The 22,263-nt window shown below is 40.0% G+C and carries 21 protein-coding genes; 7 read left to right on the forward strand and 14 right to left on the reverse strand.

Features of this window, described 5'->3' with window-relative positions:
• Positions 1 to 8: 8 nt before the first annotated feature.
• The 8 genes from AAC853_RS14585 to yieE form a co-directional block, all read right to left on the reverse strand.
• Entirely contained in the window at positions 9 to 1,394 is a 1,386-nt protein-coding gene (locus AAC853_RS14585; protein ID WP_189758222.1) for an APC family permease, read from the reverse strand.
• Positions 1,384 to 1,596: a hypothetical protein gene (locus tag AAC853_RS14590; RefSeq protein WP_338885123.1), complete on the reverse strand. Its 213-nt coding sequence runs from the start codon at positions 1,594 to 1,596 to the stop codon at positions 1,384 to 1,386. Before AAC853_RS14590 ends, AAC853_RS14585 begins: the two co-directional genes overlap by 11 nt.
• Before the next feature lie 458 nt (positions 1,597 to 2,054).
• Positions 2,055 to 4,013 (reverse strand): ligand-gated channel protein, encoded by a 1,959-nt coding sequence (locus tag AAC853_RS14595; RefSeq protein ID WP_340614962.1) that lies wholly within the window; start codon positions 4,011 to 4,013, stop codon positions 2,055 to 2,057.
• Between the two features lie 259 nt (positions 4,014 to 4,272).
• Positions 4,273 to 5,061 (reverse strand): ABC transporter ATP-binding protein, encoded by a 789-nt coding sequence (locus AAC853_RS14600; RefSeq protein ID WP_340614963.1) that lies wholly within the window; start codon positions 5,059 to 5,061, stop codon positions 4,273 to 4,275.
• A complete protein-coding gene (locus AAC853_RS14605; RefSeq protein WP_340614964.1) occupies positions 5,058 to 6,143 on the reverse strand; it encodes a FecCD family ABC transporter permease in 1,086 nt (361 codons plus the stop codon). The genes AAC853_RS14600 and AAC853_RS14605 overlap by 4 nt, the downstream gene beginning before the upstream one ends.
• A 19-nt stretch (positions 6,144 to 6,162) precedes the next feature.
• Positions 6,163 to 7,296 carry an ABC transporter substrate-binding protein gene (locus tag AAC853_RS14610; protein ID WP_338885120.1) on the reverse strand — a complete coding sequence of 378 codons (1,134 nt, stop codon included), beginning with the start codon at positions 7,294 to 7,296 and terminating at the stop codon, positions 6,163 to 6,165.
• Between the two features lie 229 nt (positions 7,297 to 7,525).
• Complete coding sequence (locus AAC853_RS14615; protein WP_340614965.1) at positions 7,526 to 9,013, reverse strand: amino acid permease; 1,488 nt, start codon at positions 9,011 to 9,013, stop codon at positions 7,526 to 7,528.
• A gap of 138 nt (positions 9,014 to 9,151) precedes the next feature.
• Complete coding sequence (yieE, locus tag AAC853_RS14620) at positions 9,152 to 10,015, reverse strand: DNA-binding transcriptional regulator YeiE (protein ID WP_338885118.1); 864 nt, start codon at positions 10,013 to 10,015, stop codon at positions 9,152 to 9,154.
• A gap of 188 nt (positions 10,016 to 10,203) precedes the next feature.
• Between yieE and AAC853_RS14625 the strand changes: the two genes are divergently transcribed.
• Both AAC853_RS14625 and nfo read left to right on the forward strand, forming a co-directional pair.
• The gene (locus tag AAC853_RS14625; RefSeq protein WP_340614966.1) at positions 10,204 to 11,286 is read left to right on the forward strand and encodes a YeiH family protein; all 1,083 of its coding nucleotides are present in this window, start codon (positions 10,204 to 10,206) and stop codon (positions 11,284 to 11,286) included.
• 95 nt (positions 11,287 to 11,381) lie between these two features.
• Positions 11,382 to 12,224, forward strand: coding sequence for a deoxyribonuclease IV (gene nfo, locus AAC853_RS14630; RefSeq protein WP_340614967.1), 843 nt, complete (start codon positions 11,382 to 11,384; stop codon positions 12,222 to 12,224).
• Here the strand turns inward: nfo and fruK are convergent, their stop codons facing one another.
• The gene (gene fruK / locus AAC853_RS14635; RefSeq protein WP_340614968.1) at positions 12,225 to 13,163 is read right to left on the reverse strand and encodes a 1-phosphofructokinase; all 939 of its coding nucleotides are present in this window, start codon (positions 13,161 to 13,163) and stop codon (positions 12,225 to 12,227) included.
• A 219-nt stretch (positions 13,164 to 13,382) separates the two neighbouring features.
• Between fruK and AAC853_RS14640 the strand changes: the two genes are divergently transcribed.
• From AAC853_RS14640 to yeiP, 3 genes are all read left to right on the forward strand, one after another.
• Positions 13,383 to 13,802 (forward strand): nucleotide triphosphate diphosphatase NUDT15, encoded by a 420-nt coding sequence (locus AAC853_RS14640; protein ID WP_340614969.1) that lies wholly within the window; start codon positions 13,383 to 13,385, stop codon positions 13,800 to 13,802.
• 141 nt (positions 13,803 to 13,943) lie between these two features.
• Positions 13,944 to 15,188 (forward strand): tryptophan permease, encoded by a 1,245-nt coding sequence (gene mtr / locus AAC853_RS14645; protein ID WP_338885113.1) that lies wholly within the window; start codon positions 13,944 to 13,946, stop codon positions 15,186 to 15,188.
• Positions 15,189 to 15,318: 130 nt separating this feature from the next.
• On the forward strand, positions 15,319 to 15,891 hold the full coding sequence (gene yeiP / locus AAC853_RS14650) for an elongation factor P-like protein YeiP (protein WP_338885112.1): 573 nt from the start codon (positions 15,319 to 15,321) through the stop codon (positions 15,889 to 15,891).
• A gap of 77 nt (positions 15,892 to 15,968) precedes the next feature.
• Here yeiP and AAC853_RS14655 read toward each other — a convergent pair whose 3' ends face one another.
• Together AAC853_RS14655 and AAC853_RS14660 are read right to left on the reverse strand one after the other, a co-directional pair.
• On the reverse strand, positions 15,969 to 16,280 hold the full coding sequence (locus tag AAC853_RS14655) for a type 1 fimbrial protein (protein ID WP_338885111.1): 312 nt from the start codon (positions 16,278 to 16,280) through the stop codon (positions 15,969 to 15,971).
• Between the two features lie 282 nt (positions 16,281 to 16,562).
• Positions 16,563 to 16,883 carry a type 1 fimbrial protein gene (locus AAC853_RS14660; RefSeq protein ID WP_340614970.1) on the reverse strand — a complete coding sequence of 107 codons (321 nt, stop codon included), beginning with the start codon at positions 16,881 to 16,883 and terminating at the stop codon, positions 16,563 to 16,565.
• Positions 16,884 to 17,439: 556 nt separating this feature from the next.
• Between AAC853_RS14660 and AAC853_RS14665 the strand changes: the two genes are divergently transcribed.
• Both AAC853_RS14665 and mepS read left to right on the forward strand, forming a co-directional pair.
• On the forward strand, positions 17,440 to 18,144 hold the full coding sequence (locus AAC853_RS14665) for a phosphatase PAP2 family protein (protein WP_340614971.1): 705 nt from the start codon (positions 17,440 to 17,442) through the stop codon (positions 18,142 to 18,144).
• 344 nt (positions 18,145 to 18,488) lie between these two features.
• Positions 18,489 to 19,076, forward strand: coding sequence for a bifunctional murein DD-endopeptidase/murein LD-carboxypeptidase (gene mepS, locus AAC853_RS14670; RefSeq protein ID WP_340614972.1), 588 nt, complete (start codon positions 18,489 to 18,491; stop codon positions 19,074 to 19,076).
• 95 nt (positions 19,077 to 19,171) lie between these two features.
• Here mepS and AAC853_RS14675 read toward each other — a convergent pair whose 3' ends face one another.
• From AAC853_RS14675 to rsuA, 3 genes are all read right to left on the reverse strand, one after another.
• Positions 19,172 to 19,516 carry a YejG family protein gene (locus tag AAC853_RS14675; RefSeq protein WP_193848728.1) on the reverse strand — a complete coding sequence of 115 codons (345 nt, stop codon included), beginning with the start codon at positions 19,514 to 19,516 and terminating at the stop codon, positions 19,172 to 19,174.
• 616 nt (positions 19,517 to 20,132) lie between these two features.
• Positions 20,133 to 21,323 (reverse strand): Bcr/CflA family multidrug efflux MFS transporter, encoded by a 1,191-nt coding sequence (locus AAC853_RS14680; RefSeq protein WP_340614973.1) that lies wholly within the window; start codon positions 21,321 to 21,323, stop codon positions 20,133 to 20,135.
• Positions 21,324 to 21,357: 34 nt separating this feature from the next.
• Complete coding sequence (rsuA, locus tag AAC853_RS14685; protein WP_340614974.1) at positions 21,358 to 22,065, reverse strand: 16S rRNA pseudouridine(516) synthase RsuA; 708 nt, start codon at positions 22,063 to 22,065, stop codon at positions 21,358 to 21,360.
• Positions 22,066 to 22,263 lie beyond the last annotated feature (198 nt).

Consider the following 22,263-nt stretch of genomic DNA (forward strand, 5'->3'; position numbering starts at 1 on the left):
TTTTCTGATTATGATTCCGTAAACTGTGGCATTGGTTGGCGGAAGCTACGAGTCAGGAAAAACATGTAAATAAGACCAATGCCTCCCCAGATCAAGCCTAACTCCATTGAATTTGATTCTAAATTCATCCATAAAACACCCACTGCTGCAGCACCAAGAAGTGGCAAGATCAAGAAGTTCAGGGTGTCATTCAAAGTATTATTACGACGTTCACGGATGTAGAATTGAGAAATCACCGATAAATTAACGAACGTAAAGGCAACCAACGCCCCAAAATTGATCAGTGCCGTCGCAGTCACCAGATCCAACCAACATGCTGATAAGGCGATAATACCAACCAATATCACATTAATGGCCGGAGTACGCCATTTAGGGTGAATATACGCAAATATTTTTTCAGGCAATACGCCATCGCGTCCCATAACATAGAGCAGACGAGATACACCCGCATGTGCAGCCATACCAGAAGCCATTACCGTGACACTGGAAAATATGAGAATCACATACTGGAATAACGCACCAGCGACATAAAGAATAATTTCTGGCTGGGAAGCATCTGGGTTTTTAAACCGAGAAATATCTGGGAAATAAAGCTGTAAGAAATAAGATACAGCAATAAAAATTATACCACCAATTAACGCAGTCAGGAAAATCGCTTTAGGGACAACTTTACCTGCATTTGGTGTTTCTTCCGACAAAGAGCTAATGCCATCAAACCCAAGAAATGAGAAGCAAAGTATTGTCGCGCCAGTAATCATCGGAATTAATTGTGCTTCCTCTGATGTAAATGGCTGAATACTCAGTAACGTTCCTGCGCCTTCTCCATTATGAACACCACGGATCATTAACCCAACGAGTATCACCATAACAGCAATCTGGACAATAACAACGATGCTATTGATATTAGCAACGACATTGATACCACTCAGATTGATGATTGTCATAAGTGCAGTCAACATGACTACAAAGATCCATGGTTCAATACCAGGGAACAAAGCCTGTAGGTAAATCTTTGCCAATAATACATTGATCATCGGCATCAACATATAATCCAGTAAAGAAGACCAACCCACCATAAATCCAAGATGGGGGCTCATTGATTTTTGTACGTAAGTATAAGCAGAACCCGCCGATGGAAAACGCTTTATTAATTTTCCATAACTTAGCGCTGTAAATAAAATTGCAGTTAATGCAATAGCATAAGATGTCGCGACATGCCCACCAGTCAAACCAGAAACAATGCCAAATGTATCAAAAATAGTCATTGGCTGCAGATAGGCAAGCCCCATCATGACGACTTGAAACAGAGTCAATGTTCTTCTTAGTTGAACGCGGTTGTCAGCACTGGCTTGGTTGATACCAAGTGCAGTAGGAGTGGTGGTATTATGCAACATGAGCGAAACCTCCCATAACTTCGATTTGGGTACTGATACAACTACTTAATCGATAGTTACTGGGCAGACTTCGCTTCTGTCTATAAACAGAAAAGAAAGAAGAATTGGTGAACGGTAAATTGACAGAGGGCCGTGCCCCATAGTCATCGTTGCAGCAACGAGCGCCAATTGGCACAAGTGCAAAAGAGAATAATTGCTCCATATTTGCATTCCTCAGAACAGCAACCCCATTTCAATTATGGTTGCTTGTGGTCAATATCGATCCGGAACGGATCCGGCCTCTTGGTGTTGTAAAAAATAATTCAAAGCAAAAAAAATAACTGATGCATATTTACGCACCAGTTATTTTTAGTGCACGCATTTTGCACTTCAAGTCCAGAAATAGCAAGCGCGATAACACTAAAAATTTATTATTTTTTACGACACTACAGAGCCTTATGGAGTAGGCTCTTACTGAGTTAGTGCTGCAACCTAATGCCAACAGAGCTAATTGGCTTTTGATTAGTTTTTAGCACAGAGGAAAACTATTTGCCATTTAATTATGCTTTTCTGATAGCAAAAAAATCATCCCATCATGACAAAATTAATGACGGGATGATTCTATAGGATGTCCAGATGTTAAGTATAATGATTAATATTTATAAAAAAGAGAAATATTAATTAAAAATCATAATTAATACCAATGTGGTAACGGCGACCATCCAGGACTGCATCATAAGTTTGTTCAGTTACTCTTTTGTCAAGAATATTATAAACCCCACCTAATAAGCGTAGATTTTTATTTAAATTATAAGTTACCCCTAGATCGACAAAAGTATAAGAAGGCGTTCCCTCTCTCATACTAGAGCGGTACTGATAATTCTTTGTTTTACTACGGAAATTAATACGTGTCCATGTATCTAATTCAGGTAATGGTTGCCAATTTAAAGTTGCATTTGCCATATGTGTTGGCATTTTGTTTAATGGTTGACCTTTGAATTTACCACTTTTTTGCTCAGAATCGGTATAAGTATAGTTTGCTGCCAGTGATAAACTTTCAACAATGTTCCAATTCATGGTGGTTTCAATACCCCGAATATTAGCTTTATCAACATTTATACGCTTGTTAATAAAATCATAAACTTCACCACCGAGCTTACAACCCTTCTCGCAATCCCCAATTTCAGTAATTTTATCTTTAAAAGCAGTATTAAAGACAGTTACACCAATATTAAAGTTCTCTAAATTATTCCAGATAATACTAATTTCTTCATTGACACTTTTCTCTGGCTTGAGATCTGGGTTCCCTAAAATCATCCCATTTTTAAACCGCCCACCTGTTGTCTGTCCCCAATTAGGAGCAACTTGCCTTATATCAGGAGAGCGATAGCCGGTAGAAATTCCACCCTTAATCGTCCATTGTTCATCAGCGTGCCATACCCCATATAGACGAGGTGTCCAATGCGTTCCAAAATTTTGATCTTTATCTAACCGTACTCCACTAGTAAGAGCAAAATCATTAACCATTTGCCACTCGTCTTCTAAGACTAATGCCCAACTCCAGCGGGTTAACTTATTAACATCTTTAGCTGAAGGTAACTTATTGCTATTATCTCGTAAATCTTCATAACGGTATTGGCCACCAACACTTACTGTGTGGTCATCGAATACAAATGCCGTATGATTATTCAATACCGTATCATTGTTTGTCATTTTACGTTCAGGATTACGCGATTCGTCTCTTTGAATATAAGACGTCATCGTACCAAAATCATAAACACCATGATGTGTAATAGCGTAATTATTACGTTTATAACGACTTATATCATCTTCACAAGATCTTGGCTGACAGTCACGCGTCTTACCAATAGTTGAATCGCGATCTTGTTCATAGCGGCCAGCCTCAAAAGTGAAAGTATTTTTCTCATCTGGGGTTAAAGAGAACTCTACTGCACCATTGCGCATTTCCTGCTCTCTAAATCCGCCTAAAAATTTATCTTCATTGCGATGAGAATATAAACCACTCACTCTTAATCCCAATAATCCATCAATTATTGGCCCTGCAGTATAAATACTGTTCTGATAGCTGTTACCAGAATTTTTATTCTCAGTCAGAGTAGAATCTGCTTTCAGAGTTAAATGCCATTCTTTCTGAGCTTTACGAGTAATAACATTGATCACTCCCCCCATAGCATCAGAACCATATAGAGAAGACATTGGTCCCCGCACCACTTCAATACGCTCAATAGCGGCTAATGGTGGTAACCATCCTTGTTCAATTCCCGAACCATCACTATTTGGACGGGTGCTACGTGTATCAACACGTCTACCGTCAACTAAGATCATGGTATATTTAGAAGCCATACCACGAATGCTGATATCACTGCTACTACCACCACCAGTAACAACCACTCCCGGCACATCTTTCAATGCATCCGTTACATCACGGTAGGCTTTTGTTTCCAATTGTTCGCGGCTAACAACTGAAATAGACGCAGGTGCATCTTCAATCTTTTGCTGGAAACCCGCCGCAGTAGTTACAACAATTTTATCTTCGCTATTATCAGCAGCAAAAACTGCGCTGGATAAAATAGCAGCAATAATACCTAATACAATTTTTTTCTTTGCAAAAACAACCATTCCCAATTCTCCAAAAGGTAGAATAGAATTATTTAAATTAATATAAAAAATCGACACACAACCTCAATACAGGAATAATTAATTTATTCCTGCCAGTGTTATATTAATTAAATTAAACTTTAATTCTATTAAAGTAATCTATACGCATTAAACTTCAAGTTGCAATTTGCAACACGATATGAAACCTGATTTCTCCCCGCAAAGCGGGAGAGAAATCACATGCATCTTGAAGTTAGGTTGGTATATAACTTTTATTATTCTAACTGATTAATTCCGTCACTAAGCCATCAATTAATACTTGCGGTATTCCCTGAGAACAACGTTCAATTCGGCCCCTAATGCCATAAACTTCAGCCAAACTAGTTGGTGTAATAACCTGCTCAGGTTTACCTTCAGAAATTAATTTACCTTTTTTTAGCATTAGCACATGGTCACCATGACGCAATGCAATATTAATATCGTGAACAACAACAATCGTAATAATATTACGACGGCGCGTTTCACGTGCAACTAAATCCATTACATGGTATTGGTAATTTAAATCCAGTGCACTTAATGGTTCATCTAATAATAATAATGTCGGACGACGGATTAATGATTGGGCTAATCCAACTAACTGCTTTTGACCGCCAGATAGTTGATCCAAATAGCTAAACGCCAAATGTTCAATACCAAGCTGGCGTAATAGTTCCATGACTTCCTGTTCACATTGGCTATTGCTCACTCCCCCTGATGCTCGTTGAGCAACAATCACCGATTCTAATACATGAAGATGCACACCTGCTGGTAATGATTGAGGCAAATAAACGACATTTTGGGCACGTTGGGCAAAATTCATCTTCATCAGATCCTGCTCATCCAACAGCAACTTACCACTGGCTTTATTCAATCCCGCCAGCGAACGCAGGAGCGTGGATTTACCACAACCATTCGGTCCCAACAATACCGTGATTTGACCACGCGGCAATACGTTGATATCCAGCTTTTCAATCACAGAGTGCTTTGGATACCCCGCTGTCAGGCAATTGATTTTTAATCCCTGACTCATACATTCCCCCTATGGCGTAAAACGATACTCAGGAAGAAAGGCACACCAACCAATGAAGTCACTATTCCAACTGGGATAATAATACCCGGTATCAGATTCTTAGACGCAATGGAAGACATGGACAAAACTAGTGCACCAATCAGCGCACTTGCCGGCAAGAAGAAACGGTGATCTTCACCAAACGTTATTCTGGCGATATGAGGAGCCACCAATCCAATAAAAGCAATAGGGCCAACAAATGCAACTGCCGATGCGGTCAGGATACTGATACGCAACAATGTTCCCAAACGAAGGCGGCTAATATTGATTCCAAAACTGGTAGCCCGATCTTCTCCCAAACGCAATGCGGTCAATTTCCAAGAATTGCTCAATGAGAGAGGCATAATGACAGAGAAAACTAACACCATAATACCCAGTTTTTCCCATGTCGCCCTGGCGAGGCTACCCATTGTCCAGAAAACCAATCCCTGTAAGGTATCTTCCGTAGCGATAAATTGCATCATCGCAACTAACGCATCGAAGGTAAATACCATTGCAATCCCAAACAACACAACACCAGAGGTTGCAACTCTCGTCCAACGGGTAATGCCATCAAGCATTAAAGCAGCCAATAATGCAAAGAGAAAAGCGTTTGCAGAAATAAACCACTGATCCGGTATTCCCGGAATACCAATGCCAAGCACAATAGCTAATGCCGCGCCAAAAGAAGCCGCATGGGAAACGCCCAACGTGAATGGGCTAGCTAGCGGGTTATTTAAAATCGTCTGCATTTCAGCACCGGCCAGTCCCAGTGATAAGCCGATCACTACCGCCATCAGAGCATAGGGCAATCGGATATCCCAAACAATCACCCGTGTTGCTGCGTTAACACTCTCTGGTGAAAACAGGGTTTGCCAGAGGGCTTGCAGCGATAACCCTGATGGCCCCAAGGTAAAATCCAGTACAACAGAAATGCCAATTGCCAGGACGATGAATAATATCCATGCAATACGTCGGTACAGGATATGACGATAATGTGCTTTTATATCGCACTCATTCAATTGTTTTTTTACCATTGGCATAGGCTCGGTAGTGACGCTCATTCTTATTACCTGTTACTGCTTATTTCTCGCTGACCCAATATGTACCTACCGGTTCAATAGCCAAGAATTGATTGTGAAGTTCTTTCAATGTTTGTTGCGGATCTAAATCAGCGAATTTTTCAGGATAGAACCATTTAGCAAAAACTTGGGTAACAACAACATTATAAGGAGAATTATAGTAGTGATGCCAAATAGCATAGCTACGCCCTTCCTTCACGGCGGTTAAGTTATTGATACCTTTACGTTCTGTGATTTCTTTCAAGCCAGCACGGGCAGTATCGGCAGAAATTTGGGCTCCCATTTTGATCCCGTCACCTTTGTCACCTGGATCTTGCGCACCGCTTGCGATGTAAATATAAGGATCTTCAGCAATAACTTTTTCCAGATTCATTGTGCCCAATGGAGAAGGCAATACTTCTTTAGCGATATTTTTGCCACCCGCCAAATCAATGAAATTCCCCATATTGCCGTTACCTGCCGTACCACAGCAGTCTTCACTAGAACCAGCCCTTAATTCAATAAAGACGGAAGGTTTCTCAGCATCGGGTATGCGATCTGTAATATCAGTCACTAATTTAAGATTTTTTTCATAAAAATTAGCATAAGCATTAGCCTGATCTTCACGATGCAAGATTTTGCCCAGCATACGGATGCTAGGTAATGTATTTTTCAGGGGATCATTGCGAAAATCGACAAAAACAACAGGTACACCCGCTTTTTCTAACTGTTTCACCAACTCACTGTTTTTGCCTGGACCGTGCCCAGACAGACCAAAAATGGCAACGTCAGGATTGAGTGTCAGCACTTTCTCAGAGCTGACGCTATCCGCGCTGGTATTACCAATCAGAGGGATATTATCGATTTCAGGAAATTTAGCTTTATAAATAGCGTAAGTTTGTGGATCCAGTTTACGGAAATCACCTTGCCAACCAGCGATACGCGCCAGAGGTTTATCTCCTTCCAATATAGCGACAGAATGGAACAGACGACCTTCACCCAACAAGATACGATTAACTTTCTCTGGCACTTCAACAGTACGTCCAGCAATATCAGTGACTGTTTCAGCCCAAGATGCAAAACTTGCCATCATGGCAGAACCCGCAATTAGACTGATACTCACATTTTTCACGACTGTTCGAAATACAAACTTCACTTTAGTTAGCCTCTTCATGCAACAATTATGCTGCTAACAATAAAGCAAATAAGAATACTTATCAATGCGATTGGAGTGGTATAGCCGAAATTTACCATCGTTATTCCTTTCCTAATCCCTTGAAAAATAAAAACTGCCAATTCCATCACAGAACAGGCAGTTTTTTGTAAAGCAAAATCAATAATAATTTAATTAACAATTATCAGGTTATTGATAATTGGTTAACAAATCATTCTTTATCGGTATATTTGAATGCTGGAAATTCCATCTCACTGTATTTAACAAAGCGAGTTTTCTTTTTCAGCTTGTAACTAAGCCAAATGAGCAGAAATAACGGAATGCCAATGTAGGTCGCGGTCACTCCGTACCAATCGATCTTATCTTGCAAAAATGCCTGATAATTTTGGCCCAACGTAATAACCAGGCATAAGATAAAGGCAAAAATCGGCCCAATCGGGAAGAAACCTGAGCGATATGGCAGATCATTGAGATCCAAACCTTGGGCGACATAGCCTTTGCGAAAACGGTAATGGCTGATTGCAATGCCGAGCCATGCAATAAATCCAGTCATACCTGAAGTATTCAATAACCACAAATAGACTGTTTGATTACCAAACATGGAGCTAAGGAAACACAGCCCTGCTACCACAGTCGTAGCATAAAGCGCATTACGCGGAACACCACCTTTAGACAAATGACTAAAAATTTTCGGTGCTTTCCCCTCTTTTGCCAGGGTGAATAGCATACGGGTAGAAGCATACATCCCTGAATTTCCCGCTGACAGAACAGCCGTCAATATCACCGCATTCATTATTGCAGCCGCTGATAATAAGCCAGCGTTTTCAAATACCAGCGTAAATGGACTCACACTGATATCTTTCACACCATTGCGCAACAAATTAGGATCAGTATAAGGAATGATCAGGCTGATGATTAAAATCGCAAATACGTAGAACAATAAGATACGCCAGAATACCTTACGCACCGCACGAGGGATATTTTTCGCCGGATCTTTCGACTCCCCTGCGGTAATACCTATCAGCTCTGTCCCTTGAAAGGAGAAACCGACAATCATTGCCACCCCGATCATGGCGGCAAAACCACCCGCAAAAGGAGCGTCATCAACGGCCCAATTATGCCAACCTGCACCTTCAGCACCTTTCATGATGCCGACAATCATTAAAATGCCAACGGCAATGAACACAATAACCGTGGAAACTTTGATCAAGGAGAACCAATATTCTGCTTCACCAAAACCTTTGACGGAAACGAAGTTCAGCAGAAAAATCAGGGCAAGAAACAACGCACTCCATACCCAACCAGGAACATCATTAAACCAATATCCCATCACCAATTGCGCAGCAACAAGGTCAACCGCAATCGTCACCGCCCAGTTGTACCAATAATTCCATCCCAATGCGAAGCCAAAACCTTCATCAACATATTTGGAACCATAAGTTGAAAACGACCCTGAAACTGGCATGAACGCGGCCAATTCACCTAAACTGGTCATCAAGAAGTAGACCATTAAGCCAATTAATGCATAGGAAAGTAAAGCCCCACCTGGGCCAGCCTGAGAAATGGTTGCGCCAGAAGCAACAAATAATCCTGTGCCAATTGATCCACCTATGGCAATCATTGCCATATGTCGTGCTTTTAATTCACGGCGCAGGGTGTTGGGAGCCTGATCCCGTGGCATGCTTTCTTCTCGAGACATTCTATTCCTATATCATTTGAAATGAATTTAACGCGGGATTGTAACAAATCCTCGTCTCCAGAATAGCAACGATTCGTGGTTATAAGATACCTTCATAATCCACAGCCAATTATTAGCTACATGATTATATTCTTAATATTAGTTACAATAACTCAGTAACTTCTGTAACGCATTGGATATATGTTTCTGACGATGGTAAATCAGGTACAAGGTGCGATTGAGGCTAAGTCCGGGAATAACAAGTTCAGATAATGTGCCATTTTTCAGCTGTTCCTGAACAACTCGCCGTGAAAGACAACTGATCCCCATTCCATATTGAACAGCATGTTTAATGGCTTCCGAATTACCCAACTCCATCGCAATATTGAATCTCGACATTTGTGAGAATAAAAGATGTTCCAAAACCTCCCTTGTTCCTGAACCTTTTTCTCTTAATATCCAAGGGGCTTGGATCAAATCTTCCACACTCAATTCACGTTGCAACAAGGGACTTTCTGGAGAGGAAAAAACGATCAACTCATCTTTCATCCATGGTTGTGTGATCAACTCAGGATCGTGACACAATCCTTCAATCAATCCCAAATCAACACGAAACTCAACAACTGCTTTGATTACGTCCCCAGTATTACTGATATTCAATTCCAATGGCGTCTCAGGGTAATCCTGACGATATCTCGCCAGCATTTCAGGCAACATATAATTGCCAATCGTACTGCTGGCCGCCAATCGTAATGCGCCCAATTCAAGTTTGAAAAGCTGTTCCACTTCACCAGCCTGTTCAAGTAGTGCCAATGCCTTGGGATAGAGCAAACGCCCATGTTCATTGGTGACCAGGCGTTTCCCGACTCTGTCAAACAGTTGTACTCCTAACTGCCCTTCGAGATCTGTCAGTGAAGCACTCACCGCAGATTGTGATAATGCTAATTGCTGAGAAGCCTGTGTCGTTGAACCACTTTTCAGAACTTCTGCAAAAATCTCCAGCTGTCTCAGAGTGATACGCATATGGCCTCACGGGAAGCAAAATAAGAAGGAAGATAGTCTTGATTTTAGACAGTATTACGCAACTTAACAAAAGTTACCCTTAATTAATCTATTTTATTGTTTATATATATAAATATTATCAATTTTATTGATTTTAAATTCTTCTATATGCTTATTCCTAAAATGCATAAGATAATAGAGCCACCACTATGTCTGAAAATCAAGTAGGGGAATTTACCCAATTCCACCAGAATGCCGCATTAAAATTAATTCCGGGTATCCTATTAGCCACAGTCCTGACAGCAATTGCAATCTATATCGGGACTATTCCTTGGTTTATAAATATGGGATTAGGCGTCCTGACTCTGGCCATCTTATTGGGAATTATTATCGGCAATACGCTGTATCCTTTTTTAAAATCTACCTGCAATAGCGGTATCCATTTTTCCAAACACTATCTATTGCGAGCAGGCATCATTCTTTATGGATTTCGTCTGACATTCCAACAAATCACAGAAGTTGGTGCAACTGGAATATTGATCGATATCATCATGCTTTCATCAACATTTTTTATGGCATTATGGATTGGACGTACTTTTTTTCAACTGGATAGCCAAACCGTGATCTTAATTGGTGCAGGAAGCAGTATTTGTGGCGCAGCTGCGGTTATGGCAACAGAACCCATTGTCAAAGCCCCTGCCAGCAAAGTTGCTGTCGCCATCTCTACAGTAGTTATTTTTGGTACACTGGCAATCTTTATTTATCCGTGGATTTATCAACTCAATACCCACTACCCGTGGCTTAATTTCACTCAGGAAACATTTGGTATTTTTTCGGGTTCAACTGTGCATGAAGTAGCCCAGGTTGTTGCCATTGGACATACGTTAGGAAACGAGGCTGAAAATGCAGCGGTTATCAGTAAAATGATCCGCGTTATGTTATTAGCACCTTTTCTATTACTGCTTTCCGGCTACCTCAGTCGCGCGAAAGTTAAAAATTGTCATGCCCATCCCCAAAAATCGCCAATCACTATTCCGTGGTTTGCTGTATTTTTTATTGCCACTGCGGGTTTCAACTCTTTTCATCTCTTACCTGAATCCTTTGTTCACCATATTATTGCCATTGATACCATCCTGCTAGCAACGGCCATGGTTGCTTTAGGGCTAACCACCCACATCAGTGCTATTCGCCAGGCTGGGATTAAACCCATCTTGTTGGCACTTATTTTGTTTATCTGGCTAGTCGTAGGTGGATTAATCGTCAATCAAGGCATCCATCATTTATTGCGCTAAGGCAGAACGAGAGAATATTAAATTGACTTTTGCGGCCAAGATTTTATCAATCAGGTGAACAATGCCATAATGAGGAAAACACAGGAGAAAATAAGATGAAATTTGTTGGAGCCCATGTAAGCGCTGCGGGCGGTGTTGATCAAGCAGTGATCCGTGCCCATGAATTAAATGCAACTGCATTTGCCCTATTCACGAAAAACCAGCGCCAATGGCACGCCCCACCGTTATCGACAAATGTTATTGATCAATTCAAAGCAAACTGTGAACGTTACGGTTATGGTAGCCGACAAATTCTTCCTCATGACAGCTACCTAATTAACCTTGGTCATCCTGAAACAGACGGCCTGGAAAAATCCCGCGCAGCGTTCCTTGATGAAATGCAGCGCTGTGAACAATTAGGCATTGATCTGCTGAACTTCCATCCGGGCAGCCATCTCAACAAAATTGATATTGATAGATGCCTCGCCCGTATTGCGGAATCCATTAATATTACGTTGAATAAAACCCAAGGCGTTGCTGCCGTTATCGAAAATACCGCCGGACAAGGTACTAACCTTGGTTTTACATTCGAACAACTGGCGGCAATTATTGACGGTGTCGAAGACAAAACCCGCGTTGGCGTTTGTATTGACACCTGCCACGCTTTTGCGGCTGGTTACGACTTACGTACTGAAAAAGATTGCAATACGACTTTCAAGGCATTCGATGAAATTGTTGGATTCAAATATCTTAAAGCCATGCATCTAAATGATGCCAAAAGTGAATTTTCCAGCCGTGTTGACCGACACCATAGCCTTGGTGAAGGCAATATCGGTAAAACACCTTTCAGCTACATCATGAAAGATGACCGTTTCAATGGTATTCCCTTGGTTCTTGAAACGATCAATCCAGATATTTGGGCTGAAGAAATCGCCTGGCTAAAATCCCAGCAAAATTAATTACCTGACAGAAATTAATTCGATCTTTGCCATCATTGATGCAAGTTCAGTGCGACTTTTAATCCCAACATTTGGCTGGCTAACCGTAAGTGCAGAAACCGCGGTTGCCAGACGCAATGTGTGTTCGCTGGATTCCCTCATTAGCAAACCATAGACCAATCCACCCACCATAGAGTCCCCGGCTCCAACCGTGCTGACTACTTCACAATATGGTGGTTTTGCCAACCATGCACCAGAGGCATTGACCCATAATGCTCCCTCTTCTCCCAGTGAAATAACAACGTGGGCGATCCCTCTATTGCGCAATTCATGAGCTGCGTCAATAACACTATCCAAATCCGGTAATGGTTTACCTGCCCAAATCTCCAATTCATAGCGATTAGGTTTTACCAGCCAAGGTAATGCCTTAAGACCTGCAACAAGGGCTTCACGGCTACTGTCGAAAATAACGCAGGGACAAGACTGTCGTAATTGTATCATCCAATTCGCAAATGATTCTGATTTGATCCCTTCGGGCAAACTACCGCTGACAACAACCATATCGAACTGCCCTAACCATGTCAGAGAATCACTGACAAATCGATTCCACTCTTCTTCTGTTACATAGAAACCTGAAAAATTGAAATCCGTCACTTCACCGTGTTTTTCCGTCAGCTTGACATTAATACGCGTTCGCCCAGAGACGAGATGAAAACGATTTACCATCCTGTTTTCGCTAAAAAACTGCTGAAATCCTTCCTGATTCTCTCGTCCGAGAAAACCACTGACCGTAACATCAATACCTAAATCACGCAGTACCTTCGCAACATTGTTTCCTTTACCAGCAGCGTGAAGCCCTGCCGTCTGTACACGGTTAACATTTCCCTTAACAATATCTGGGCATAAGCCAACTAAATCATAAGCTGGATTTAAGGTAATTGTGGCAACTCGGCGGCTCATCTTGCCCGATATCTCCTGAATAAACAGTCATAAGTCACATTAAGTTTTATCTGTTATTTATAACATCAAAATTGAATCGTTTCAGTTAAAATTATAGCCCGTTTGATCATTGTGTTAACGCAAGCTAAAAGTCAGAATATGCAACGGAATAATTTCTTATTAGATGACTAAAATCAATCTGAACCAAAGTAAGTGGTCACTGGATGGAGGAATATATCAGTGTCAGTCGTTGTCGGAGTGGGTGTTATCATCATCAATGATAAAGGCGAAATTTTACTGGGAAAACGTACCAGCCAACATGCGCCATACTGGTCAATCTTCGGTGGTCATGTTGATCCCGGCGAATCCTTTGAAGAGTGCGCGATCCGTGAAATCAAAGAAGAAATTGGCCTAACAATCCAAGATCCCAAAGTTTATGGTATTTGCAATAATCTCGAAACTTACCGCGAGGAAGGAAAGCACACAGTTTCAGTCTGTTTGCTGGCACAGTATACCGGAGGTGAGCCGCAATTAATGGAACCTGAGAAGTGTGAACAATTAATGTGGTGTGATCCTAACCACCTTCCCGAACCTCATTTTGAGGCCAGCCGTAACGCCATAAAATTATGGCAAAAAGCGCAATTCTATTTCGCAAATTAATACCAAACTCCCTTCTGGCAGGTTTTCTTAGATAGCCTGTCTTACCTTTGTATATATTTTCTTAATTATTTGTTTACACATATAGTGGATTTATGTATCGTTGCGCTAGTACAAGGTGACAGCATTCATCAGGGAGTCTATATGACCATTGAGGTAACACAAAATTTAAAACGCCCCTCTATATTTGGGGGTGCTATGATCATTGCCGGTACAGCTGTCGGTGCAGGTATGTTTTCCATTCCTATTGTCACATCAGGTGTCTGGTTTACAGGATCAATAATTTTGCTGTTGTATACCTGTGCATGTATGTATTTCTCTGGCCTGATGATTCTGGAAGCCAATATGAATTACCCAGTTGGTTCCAGTTTTCATACCGTTACCAAGGACTTGCTAGGCAAAGGTTGGAGTTCTCTCAATGATTTATCCATTGCTTTTGTTCTATATATCTTAACTTATGCTTATATTTCAGCAGGTGGCTCAATTCTTTCTCACAATATCGCGAGTATTATCCCGCTACCTCAATCAATATCTGGGTTATGTTTTGCCTTTATTGTTGCCTTCATTGTTTGGTTATCGACTAAAGCCGTAGATCGCTTAAGCACTATCTTAATAGGTGGCATGATAATCACCTTTATTATGTCTGTCGGCGGTATGTTTACCGAAGTTAAGTCAGCCATTTTATTTGATCAAGCTAATACCAATTCAGACTATTTACCTTATGCTTTAGTCTCTTTGCCTTATTTACTAGCTTCATTTGGCTATCACGGTAACGTTCCGGGGCTAGTTAAGTATTACCATAAAGACAGCAAAGCCGTTACACACAGCTTGCTGTACGGGACATTAATAACATTAGCGATTTACATTTTATGGCAGTACGTCATTCAGGGAAATATTCCACGTGGAGCCTTCAAGCAAATTATTGCTGATGGCGGTAATATTGGTAACTTATTACAACAAATGAATAATACCTCTGATAATACGACAATAACCCAATTCTTAAATACCTTCTCATATATGGCTTTAGCGAGTTCATTCTTAGGTGTATCATTAGGATTGTTTGACTATCTGGCGGACTATTTTAAATTCAGCGACTCTCGCAATGGTCGTTTTAAAACAGCGCTGATTACATTCGTTCCCCCAACTGCATTGTCACTATTTTTTCCAAACGGTTTCCTATATGCAATCGGTTTTGCTGGCCTGGCAGCAACTATTTGGGCAGTTATTGTTCCGGCTTTAATGGCACGAGCTAGCCGTAAACGTTATCCAACATCCAGCTATCGGGCCCCGGGTGGTAAATTTTTGATTATTTTTGTTATCCTATTCGGTTTGATAAATATGCTAGCACACATTCTCTCTTTGTTTGGTTTGCTGCCAGTTTATCGTTAATGTTTTCCTTCCACCCCAGTATTTTTACTGGGGCATTCATTCACTTCTTGCCTAATAGGACAACTGCGAGTAATTTTGTCGCCACTTAAATATTCATTCCACTATTTCCTTGTTTTTACGGAAGGTATCTATGGCTAAAGCCAATGAAATTAAGCGCGGCGCCGCAATCAGCTACAATGGAAAACTATTATTAGTTAAAGACATCGACATTCAATCACCCAGCGCACGCGGTGCCAGCACGCTATATAAGATGCGTTTTACTGATATTCGTACTGGTCAAAAAGTGGAAGAACGTTTCAAAGGCGATGACATTCTTGAAACCATTACATTGACCCGCCGTGGTGTCAGTTTTTCTTATATTGATGGTGATGAATATATCTTTATGGATGACGAAGATTTCACCCCTTATCACTTCAAAAAAGATCAAATCGAAGAAGAACTGCTATTTATCCCCGAAGAAGGTCTACCAGGAATGCAGGTTCTGACAATGGATGGGCAATTGTTAGCGCTTGAATTGCCTCAAACTGTTGATATGGTCATTGAGGAAACATCACCAGGTATTAAAGGAGCATCAGCGAGTGCTCGCACTAAACCGGCTAAAATGAGTACAGGATTGACGATTCAAGTTCCTGAATATTTGAGTTCTGGTGAAAAAATCCGCATTCATATTGCAGAGCGTCGCTATATGGGACGTTGTGACTAATTCTTTATCCTGAAATATGAGTTGCTCTTTGTATCGCACGTTATTCTCGTCAAAAGAGCAACTCATGGTTTTTGAAGTTAGAAGTAATCCACATTAACAATTGCCACACGTTTCTGATTATCAGTCCACTTCACTCTGGAAACACCTATGTTACCAGGAAGCATGACATCGCCTTTCGTTTTGTGAGTTGAAATGATATGTTTAACAGTGAGATTTTTACCTAATCGATAGCAAGAGATATTGGCTTGAGTGTTTGTTATAACAACTTGACATCCTGGATCAACAATCGCACCTGAAAACCGAATGATTCCTCCGTTAGATTCGGCATATCCATAAGAAAGCCATGAAACTAATAAACAACTCATTAACAGCTTAAGATAATTTTTCATGGTGACCTCACTTTCGTTTTTCCATTAACTAAAACTCAGCTACCTTTTATTCCTTCATCTCCATAATAACTATTTCATGTAAGAAAAATACGACATTGAGAACTTTTGTTGATAAATATCAAAAGTCATTTTTTAATTAAAAAACAGGCACACTATTATTACTGATTAATTAACAAAACTGTTATTAATAGCCATTATTTGAACTAAATCACGGATAAGTTTATTGATTTTATATTATATTATTTAGCTAGAATAAATAATTATTATACTTTTATGTAACATTTAATGATAAGTTATAGTAACAATCCCCAATTCCTTATTTTTTCCCACCCATTTTATTTCGTCTTTTCCGATGTGTTTTTCAATCAATAACGCGGATTTTCTATCTTTTTGATATTCTATCATTTTCTCTTTAATTAATTGCTTACCATTATACCAACAGATTATCTCAGCATACTTTTTATCCCAACTCAGTTGGCATGGGGATTCAACAATAGCACCATGAAAATAAATAGTTCTAGAACTGGAGGTTGATGGAGAATTCGCCATTACAGGAGAATAAGATAAAGACATGAACAAAAAAGTCGTCATTTTTCGTAACATAAGCATTCAACCTCCACTACAAGTGTTGTTATCTTTTTCCAACTTTAGCCCCGCGCCAATTTGAAAACCAGATAATGGTGTAACGCTCTGCTCTATAACGATATAACGTCAAATGAAACTTTTTCTTTAATTATTTATTAACTACAACCACAATTCGATATAATACGCCAATAATTTAGGATATGATAAAATCAGTTGATGATTATATAATGATAGTCAGACACCAATATTGCATCAAATATATATTAGCGGTACTGCAATAGAGATTTAGCTATTTTTTCGATATCACAAAACTAGTTATACGCATTAAACTTCAAGTTGCAATTTACAACACGCTATGAAATCTGATTTCTCCCCGCCTCGCGGGGAGAAATCACACGCATCTTAACGTTAGATTGGTATACATCTTTAATAACGACAAAACTTAGTAATGATACAAATATTCTGATACAACTACACCTTGATCACAGTATTCGATGGTTATTACGCTTTCCCATAAATTTTGTTATAGTCCCTTCCCTAGTTAACCCCACATTATGTGTTAAATAGGTATCTCATGACTCGCAGTCACCCATTAGCTATACTCATTCTCAATATCCTTGGTATTGCCCTGTTTCTCTCATGGTATTTGCCTGAGAACCACGGCTTTTGGTTCCATATTGATTCTGCTATTTTTTATTTTTTTAATGAAAAATTACTGCCAGATTCGAAATTTTCCCTATTTGTCGCTATCGCGAATATTAGAGCATTCGATGTTATATCACTTTTATGCATGGGATTACTTTATTATAGTGCATTTCGCAAACAGAATTATGCCGGCAAGCGCCGACTTTTCATGATTGGATTAGTCATGCTGATATCTGCCATTATCATTAATCAAATAGGCCATAAAATCCCTGTCAGCCGCCCAAGCCCAACGTTGACATTTGAAAATGTGAATCGCATAAACGAAATGACAAGCTGGCATACCAAAGATGCATCCAAAGACAGTTTTCCTGGTGATCACGGGTTAATGCTCTTAATTTTCAGCAGCTTCATTCTGCGTTATATCTCCCGCAGTGCATTTTGCATTGCTCTACTGATTATGATTGTTTTTGCTCTTCCCCGTATTATGGCAGGAGCCCACTGGTTTACAGACATTGCAGTAGGCTCTTTATCTTTAACGCTGATCGGCATGAGCTGGGTACTGCTAACCCCATTAAGTGATATGATGGCAATATGGCTAGACAAGAAATTACCGCATATCAAACGTAATAATTAAACTTGTCATATTGAGGAGATATCTGTTAACTCCTCAATATCACCTCATATTCATCAAAGCAGTATAAAATAGCAACAACCCATTCTAACCTATTAGTTCCTAATCTAATTTTTTGTAAAGAACTCTTTTTGTCTCTCGCTTTTTATTCATGATTTCAGTAATCTTTCCTGCGTTCTGTCTATTAAAATAATATGTTTTGTAAAGATAATAATAAAATGCGTTACTTCGCACATTTTATAGACAGAAAATTTGTTAATTCGCCCTATTCTGACTAGGCTTTAAAACATTCAATGTTTTCATGATAGTGATAAGTCACTGTAAGGACTGCAAGGGAACATCAATAAATGGTTAAATCGAAACCCATGCTGAGATACATCTTGCGGCTAATACCCGCAGTTATAGCAACAATAGCACTGACTGCATGTAGTTCACCAGATTCTAACCTACGCAATAACCACACTGAGGTGCATGCAGTAAACACTGGAAAGCACTATTTACTGCAAGCAACTCAGGATGAATTTGAAAATCTGGTCAATAAGTTAGATATCAAGTCTAAAATACTCAGCCAATACGCAGACTGGAAAGGTGTAGCCTATCGGCTTGGTGGAAATACCAAACGTGGCATTGATTGTTCTGCTTTTGTGCAACGTACTTTTCATGATCAATTTGGTATGGAATTACCACGTTCCACGTCAGAACAGCAGAATATAGGGCAAACCGTGAGTCGCTCTAAATTGCGGGCGGGGGACTTAGTGCTGTTCAAGACAGGGGCTCGCAGGCGCCATGTTGGTATCTATATCGGCAATAATCAATTTGTCCATGCATCAACCAGTAATGGGGTTGTCGTTTCTAAATTGACCGATACTTACTGGAATAAACGTTACTATGGTGCAAGACGGGTGTTATCAGATAACATAAAAGCCTCGATTTAACCAACACCTAAAACGTTTTACAACTGAAATTTTCCCTTGCAAACATTAAAAAACGCTTCCATTCTTGAAGAAGCGTTTTTTATCAATGGATAAAATTATAGTGGATACAGCGCAGTTATATTTTCCGCAATTGCAGCACCTAACGTCTTCAAACGACATATCACCGCACTTTCATCTTCCTTAGCAAAAAACAAACATGGTTCTCCTTCCCATTCAATCACAGCACTTGGTATCTGCATATCAGCGATAGACTGATTTATAACATGCAAAATTTCTCGTGCTTCTTCGCCTTCATGACTTAATAATTTTAGCCCCATCAGGCTATTTCCTAAATCTGTTTCTTCTGCTGGTAAAATCTCAACTTTTGTACCAACGAAGCCAGTTGACCACCGATAACTTTGCGGCAGTCTGTGTACTACCGAAAGTTGGATATTATTCACGTATCATTCCTATCATATCGATTCGTCAAAACCGAATAACCGCCCAACAAAAAAGTAAACAAAAGGTTAAAATAAAAATTACGTTACCGTAATTACTTCGCTTTCCACTTCAAAAAAAGTGCGACCTACCTCGCATTTTATATATATTTATACTGTTTAGGTAAAAAATTCAACTTATTTTTATTCAAAAAAGCAACCTTTAGTTCAAAATTTATTTACATATTTGTTTCTTTCAAACGTTACTGAATGACAAAAAAAGCATAATTTTTTTATTTACAACAGGTTAGATAAGAATAGTTCTATAACCTTCCATAGTTATAAAACCATGATGAAATGTTAACAAAAAACCAACATTCAACGACCAATTGAATATGATAGAGTGAATAGTTTTCTATATTTGTTTGATGATTGCTCGATATTTCCTGTTTATCAGCTTAATCAATAACCTCTTTAAAGGCTTAGAGCACGTTAGAAAAAACACTTAAACAAACAATATCTTTTTTCTTTGATACGAAAAAAGAGCATCCGATAATAAACAAAAGGCCATCCCATACTGGCAGATGACCCCTAAAAACCATTTTACATCTAAGATTATTATTCTCAGCACATGCCCTGATTATTTATGCAACTTACCGCGTGCATAGATAATCAGCATCATTGCTAATGTCACGCATAATGCCATTGAACCTACCATCGGCCAGGCACTCTCTTCTGGCAATAAAGACAAAATAGCACCTACCGATGCAGCAATACCGAAACGGATAGTCCCAGCCAATGAAGAAACTGTTCCAGCCATATGAGGATAATCGTCCAACACAACAGCCATAGTGTTAGACGTAATCATGGAAATTCCGCTGATATAAATGGCAACCCCCATCACCAGAGAAATAAATCCCAAATCAAACAGGGTACTAAACAGCAACCATAAGCCCATGACAAATTGAACAAACAGGCCAATATGCAACATTTTTAATGGACCATATTTACGTACGCACTGGCTATTGATAGTTGCCATGATGAACAGAAAAATAATATTCAGCCCAAAATAGTAACCAAAATGCTGCGCAGGTACACCGTTCAGTTTGATGTATACAAATGCACCAACACTGAGAAAAGAAAACATTCCCGCGAAGGAGAAACCACTCGCTAAGATGTAGCAAAGTACCTGGCGTTGCCGAAACAACATGACGAACTGTTTTAAAGTCGTTTTTAAGTGAAATTTCTGCCTTTTCTCTTTAGGTAACGTCTCTTCTATAAAGAGAGCCACCAAGACAAAAGCAATTACGGCAACCAGAGCAATCGACCAGAAAATAGCATGCCAGTTAAACCATACCATCAATATCCCACCCAACATGGGAGCCAATAAAGGTGCAATGATCATCACCAACGTCACAAAAGACATACAGCGGGAAAATTCCTCTTTTGTGAATCTATCACGCATCAGAGCGTTGATGACTACACCGGCAGCCGCAGCAGAAAATCCATGTAAAAAGCGCATGGAAATAAAAGTATCAATATCTTGTGCTAAAGCACATGCAGCAGAAGAGATAGCAAAGACAATAACACCGCCCAAAATGACGGGCTTACGTCCCAAACTATCCGACATTGGGCCATAAATCATTTGCCCAATAGCAAAGCCCAAAATATAGCTACTCAGCGTCATTTGAACTAAACCGTCATTGACACCAAAATTCTCAGCAATCGTTGGCATACTCGGCAAATACATATCAATTGCCAATGGCATTAACATAGAAAGCAAACCAAGGATCAAGACTAATCCCAAATAGGACGAACGCTGTTGTTGCACGCAGTTACTCCTGAATCAATTGAAGGATAAAAAATTAAGGGGTTGGCATTTGTATGCTGTTGATTTCATTATCAGTCAGCGCCCGATACTCTCCTGACTCCAAGGCAGGATCGAGATAAATTTCGCCGATTCGTTCCCGATGAAGTGCAACAACATGATTCCCCACTGCGGCAAACATGCGTTTTACTTGGTGATAACGTCCTTCGCTAATAGTTAAACGAACAAGTTGAGGCTCGATAATTTCCATTTGTGCGGGTTTTGTCAGTGTTTTTTCTCCATTTAACTGCACCCCTGCCAGAAACTTTTGCTCAGTATCCCCAGAGACAGGGTGTTCCAACGTCACAAGATACGTTTTTTCGCAGTGATGTTTGGGGGATGTAATACGGTGTGACCATTGACCATCATCAGTCAATAAAACCAACCCTGTCGTATCGATATCCAAACGCCCTGCTGAATGTAATTTATGGGCAACAGGCTCGTCGATAAAATACAAAATTGTCGGGTTTGACGGATCATCTGCCGAACATACATATCCCTGGGGTTTATTCAGCATGAAATAACGAGGGCCATTGAGTTGTTGCAATATCGCACCATCATAGGCAACTTGCTGATCGGGCTTCAATTTATAGGCTCCTGTTTTGATGATCTCATCATCGACAGTGACTAGCCCTGCCCGCAATTCGCGCCCCACATCGTTGCGGCTAATACCTAATTGTTGTGATAAAAATTTATCCAATCGCATGAATAGATGTACCTGACAAAAATAAACACAGATGAACATGCCCTTGATATTATGAACAACCTCAAGGCCACTATTGGGATACAAGATTAAACAGATAATTTATAGAAAAATCATCACGCCGGTAACTATAGCAACAATAAGTTACACGTTATAGCCCACCTGATCCTAGAAAAATAATGATGAATGATTTCTCGACGG

Source organism: Xenorhabdus thailandensis (genome assembly GCF_037996785.1).
In the GTDB taxonomy this organism is placed as follows: domain Bacteria; phylum Pseudomonadota; class Gammaproteobacteria; order Enterobacterales; family Enterobacteriaceae; genus Xenorhabdus; species Xenorhabdus griffiniae.

Coding starts and splice junctions, on each gene's coding strand:
- AAC853_RS14625 (WP_340614966.1), top strand. CDS start 10,204: ATGTCTGAAAATCAAGTAGGGGAATTTACCCAATTCCACCAGAATGCC.
- nfo (WP_340614967.1), top strand. CDS start 11,382: ATGAAATTTGTTGGAGCCCATGTAAGCGCTGCGGGCGGTGTTGATCAA.
- AAC853_RS14665 (WP_340614971.1), top strand. CDS start 17,440: ATGACTCGCAGTCACCCATTAGCTATACTCATTCTCAATATCCTTGGT.
- AAC853_RS14615 (WP_340614965.1), bottom strand. CDS start 9,013: ATGTCTCGAGAAGAAAGCATGCCACGGGATCAGGCTCCCAACACCCTG.
- AAC853_RS14605 (WP_340614964.1), bottom strand. CDS start 6,143: ATGAGCGTCACTACCGAGCCTATGCCAATGGTAAAAAAACAATTGAAT.
- rsuA (WP_340614974.1), bottom strand. CDS start 22,065: ATGCGATTGGATAAATTTTTATCACAACAATTAGGTATTAGCCGCAAC.
- AAC853_RS14600 (WP_340614963.1), bottom strand. CDS start 5,061: ATGAGTCAGGGATTAAAAATCAATTGCCTGACAGCGGGGTATCCAAAG.
- yeiP (WP_338885112.1), top strand. CDS start 15,319: ATGGCTAAAGCCAATGAAATTAAGCGCGGCGCCGCAATCAGCTACAAT.
- AAC853_RS14655 (WP_338885111.1), bottom strand. CDS start 16,280: ATGAAAAATTATCTTAAGCTGTTAATGAGTTGTTTATTAGTTTCATGG.
- AAC853_RS14590 (WP_338885123.1), bottom strand. CDS start 1,596: ATGGAGCAATTATTCTCTTTTGCACTTGTGCCAATTGGCGCTCGTTGC.
- mepS (WP_340614972.1), top strand. CDS start 18,489: ATGGTTAAATCGAAACCCATGCTGAGATACATCTTGCGGCTAATACCC.
- AAC853_RS14660 (WP_340614970.1), bottom strand. CDS start 16,883: ATGTTACGAAAAATGACGACTTTTTTGTTCATGTCTTTATCTTATTCT.
- mtr (WP_338885113.1), top strand. CDS start 13,944: ATGACCATTGAGGTAACACAAAATTTAAAACGCCCCTCTATATTTGGG.
- fruK (WP_340614968.1), bottom strand. CDS start 13,163: ATGAGCCGCCGAGTTGCCACAATTACCTTAAATCCAGCTTATGATTTA.
- yieE (WP_338885118.1), bottom strand. CDS start 10,015: ATGCGTATCACTCTGAGACAGCTGGAGATTTTTGCAGAAGTTCTGAAA.
- AAC853_RS14595 (WP_340614962.1), bottom strand. CDS start 4,013: ATGGTTGTTTTTGCAAAGAAAAAAATTGTATTAGGTATTATTGCTGCT.
- AAC853_RS14585 (WP_189758222.1), bottom strand. CDS start 1,394: ATGTTGCATAATACCACCACTCCTACTGCACTTGGTATCAACCAAGCC.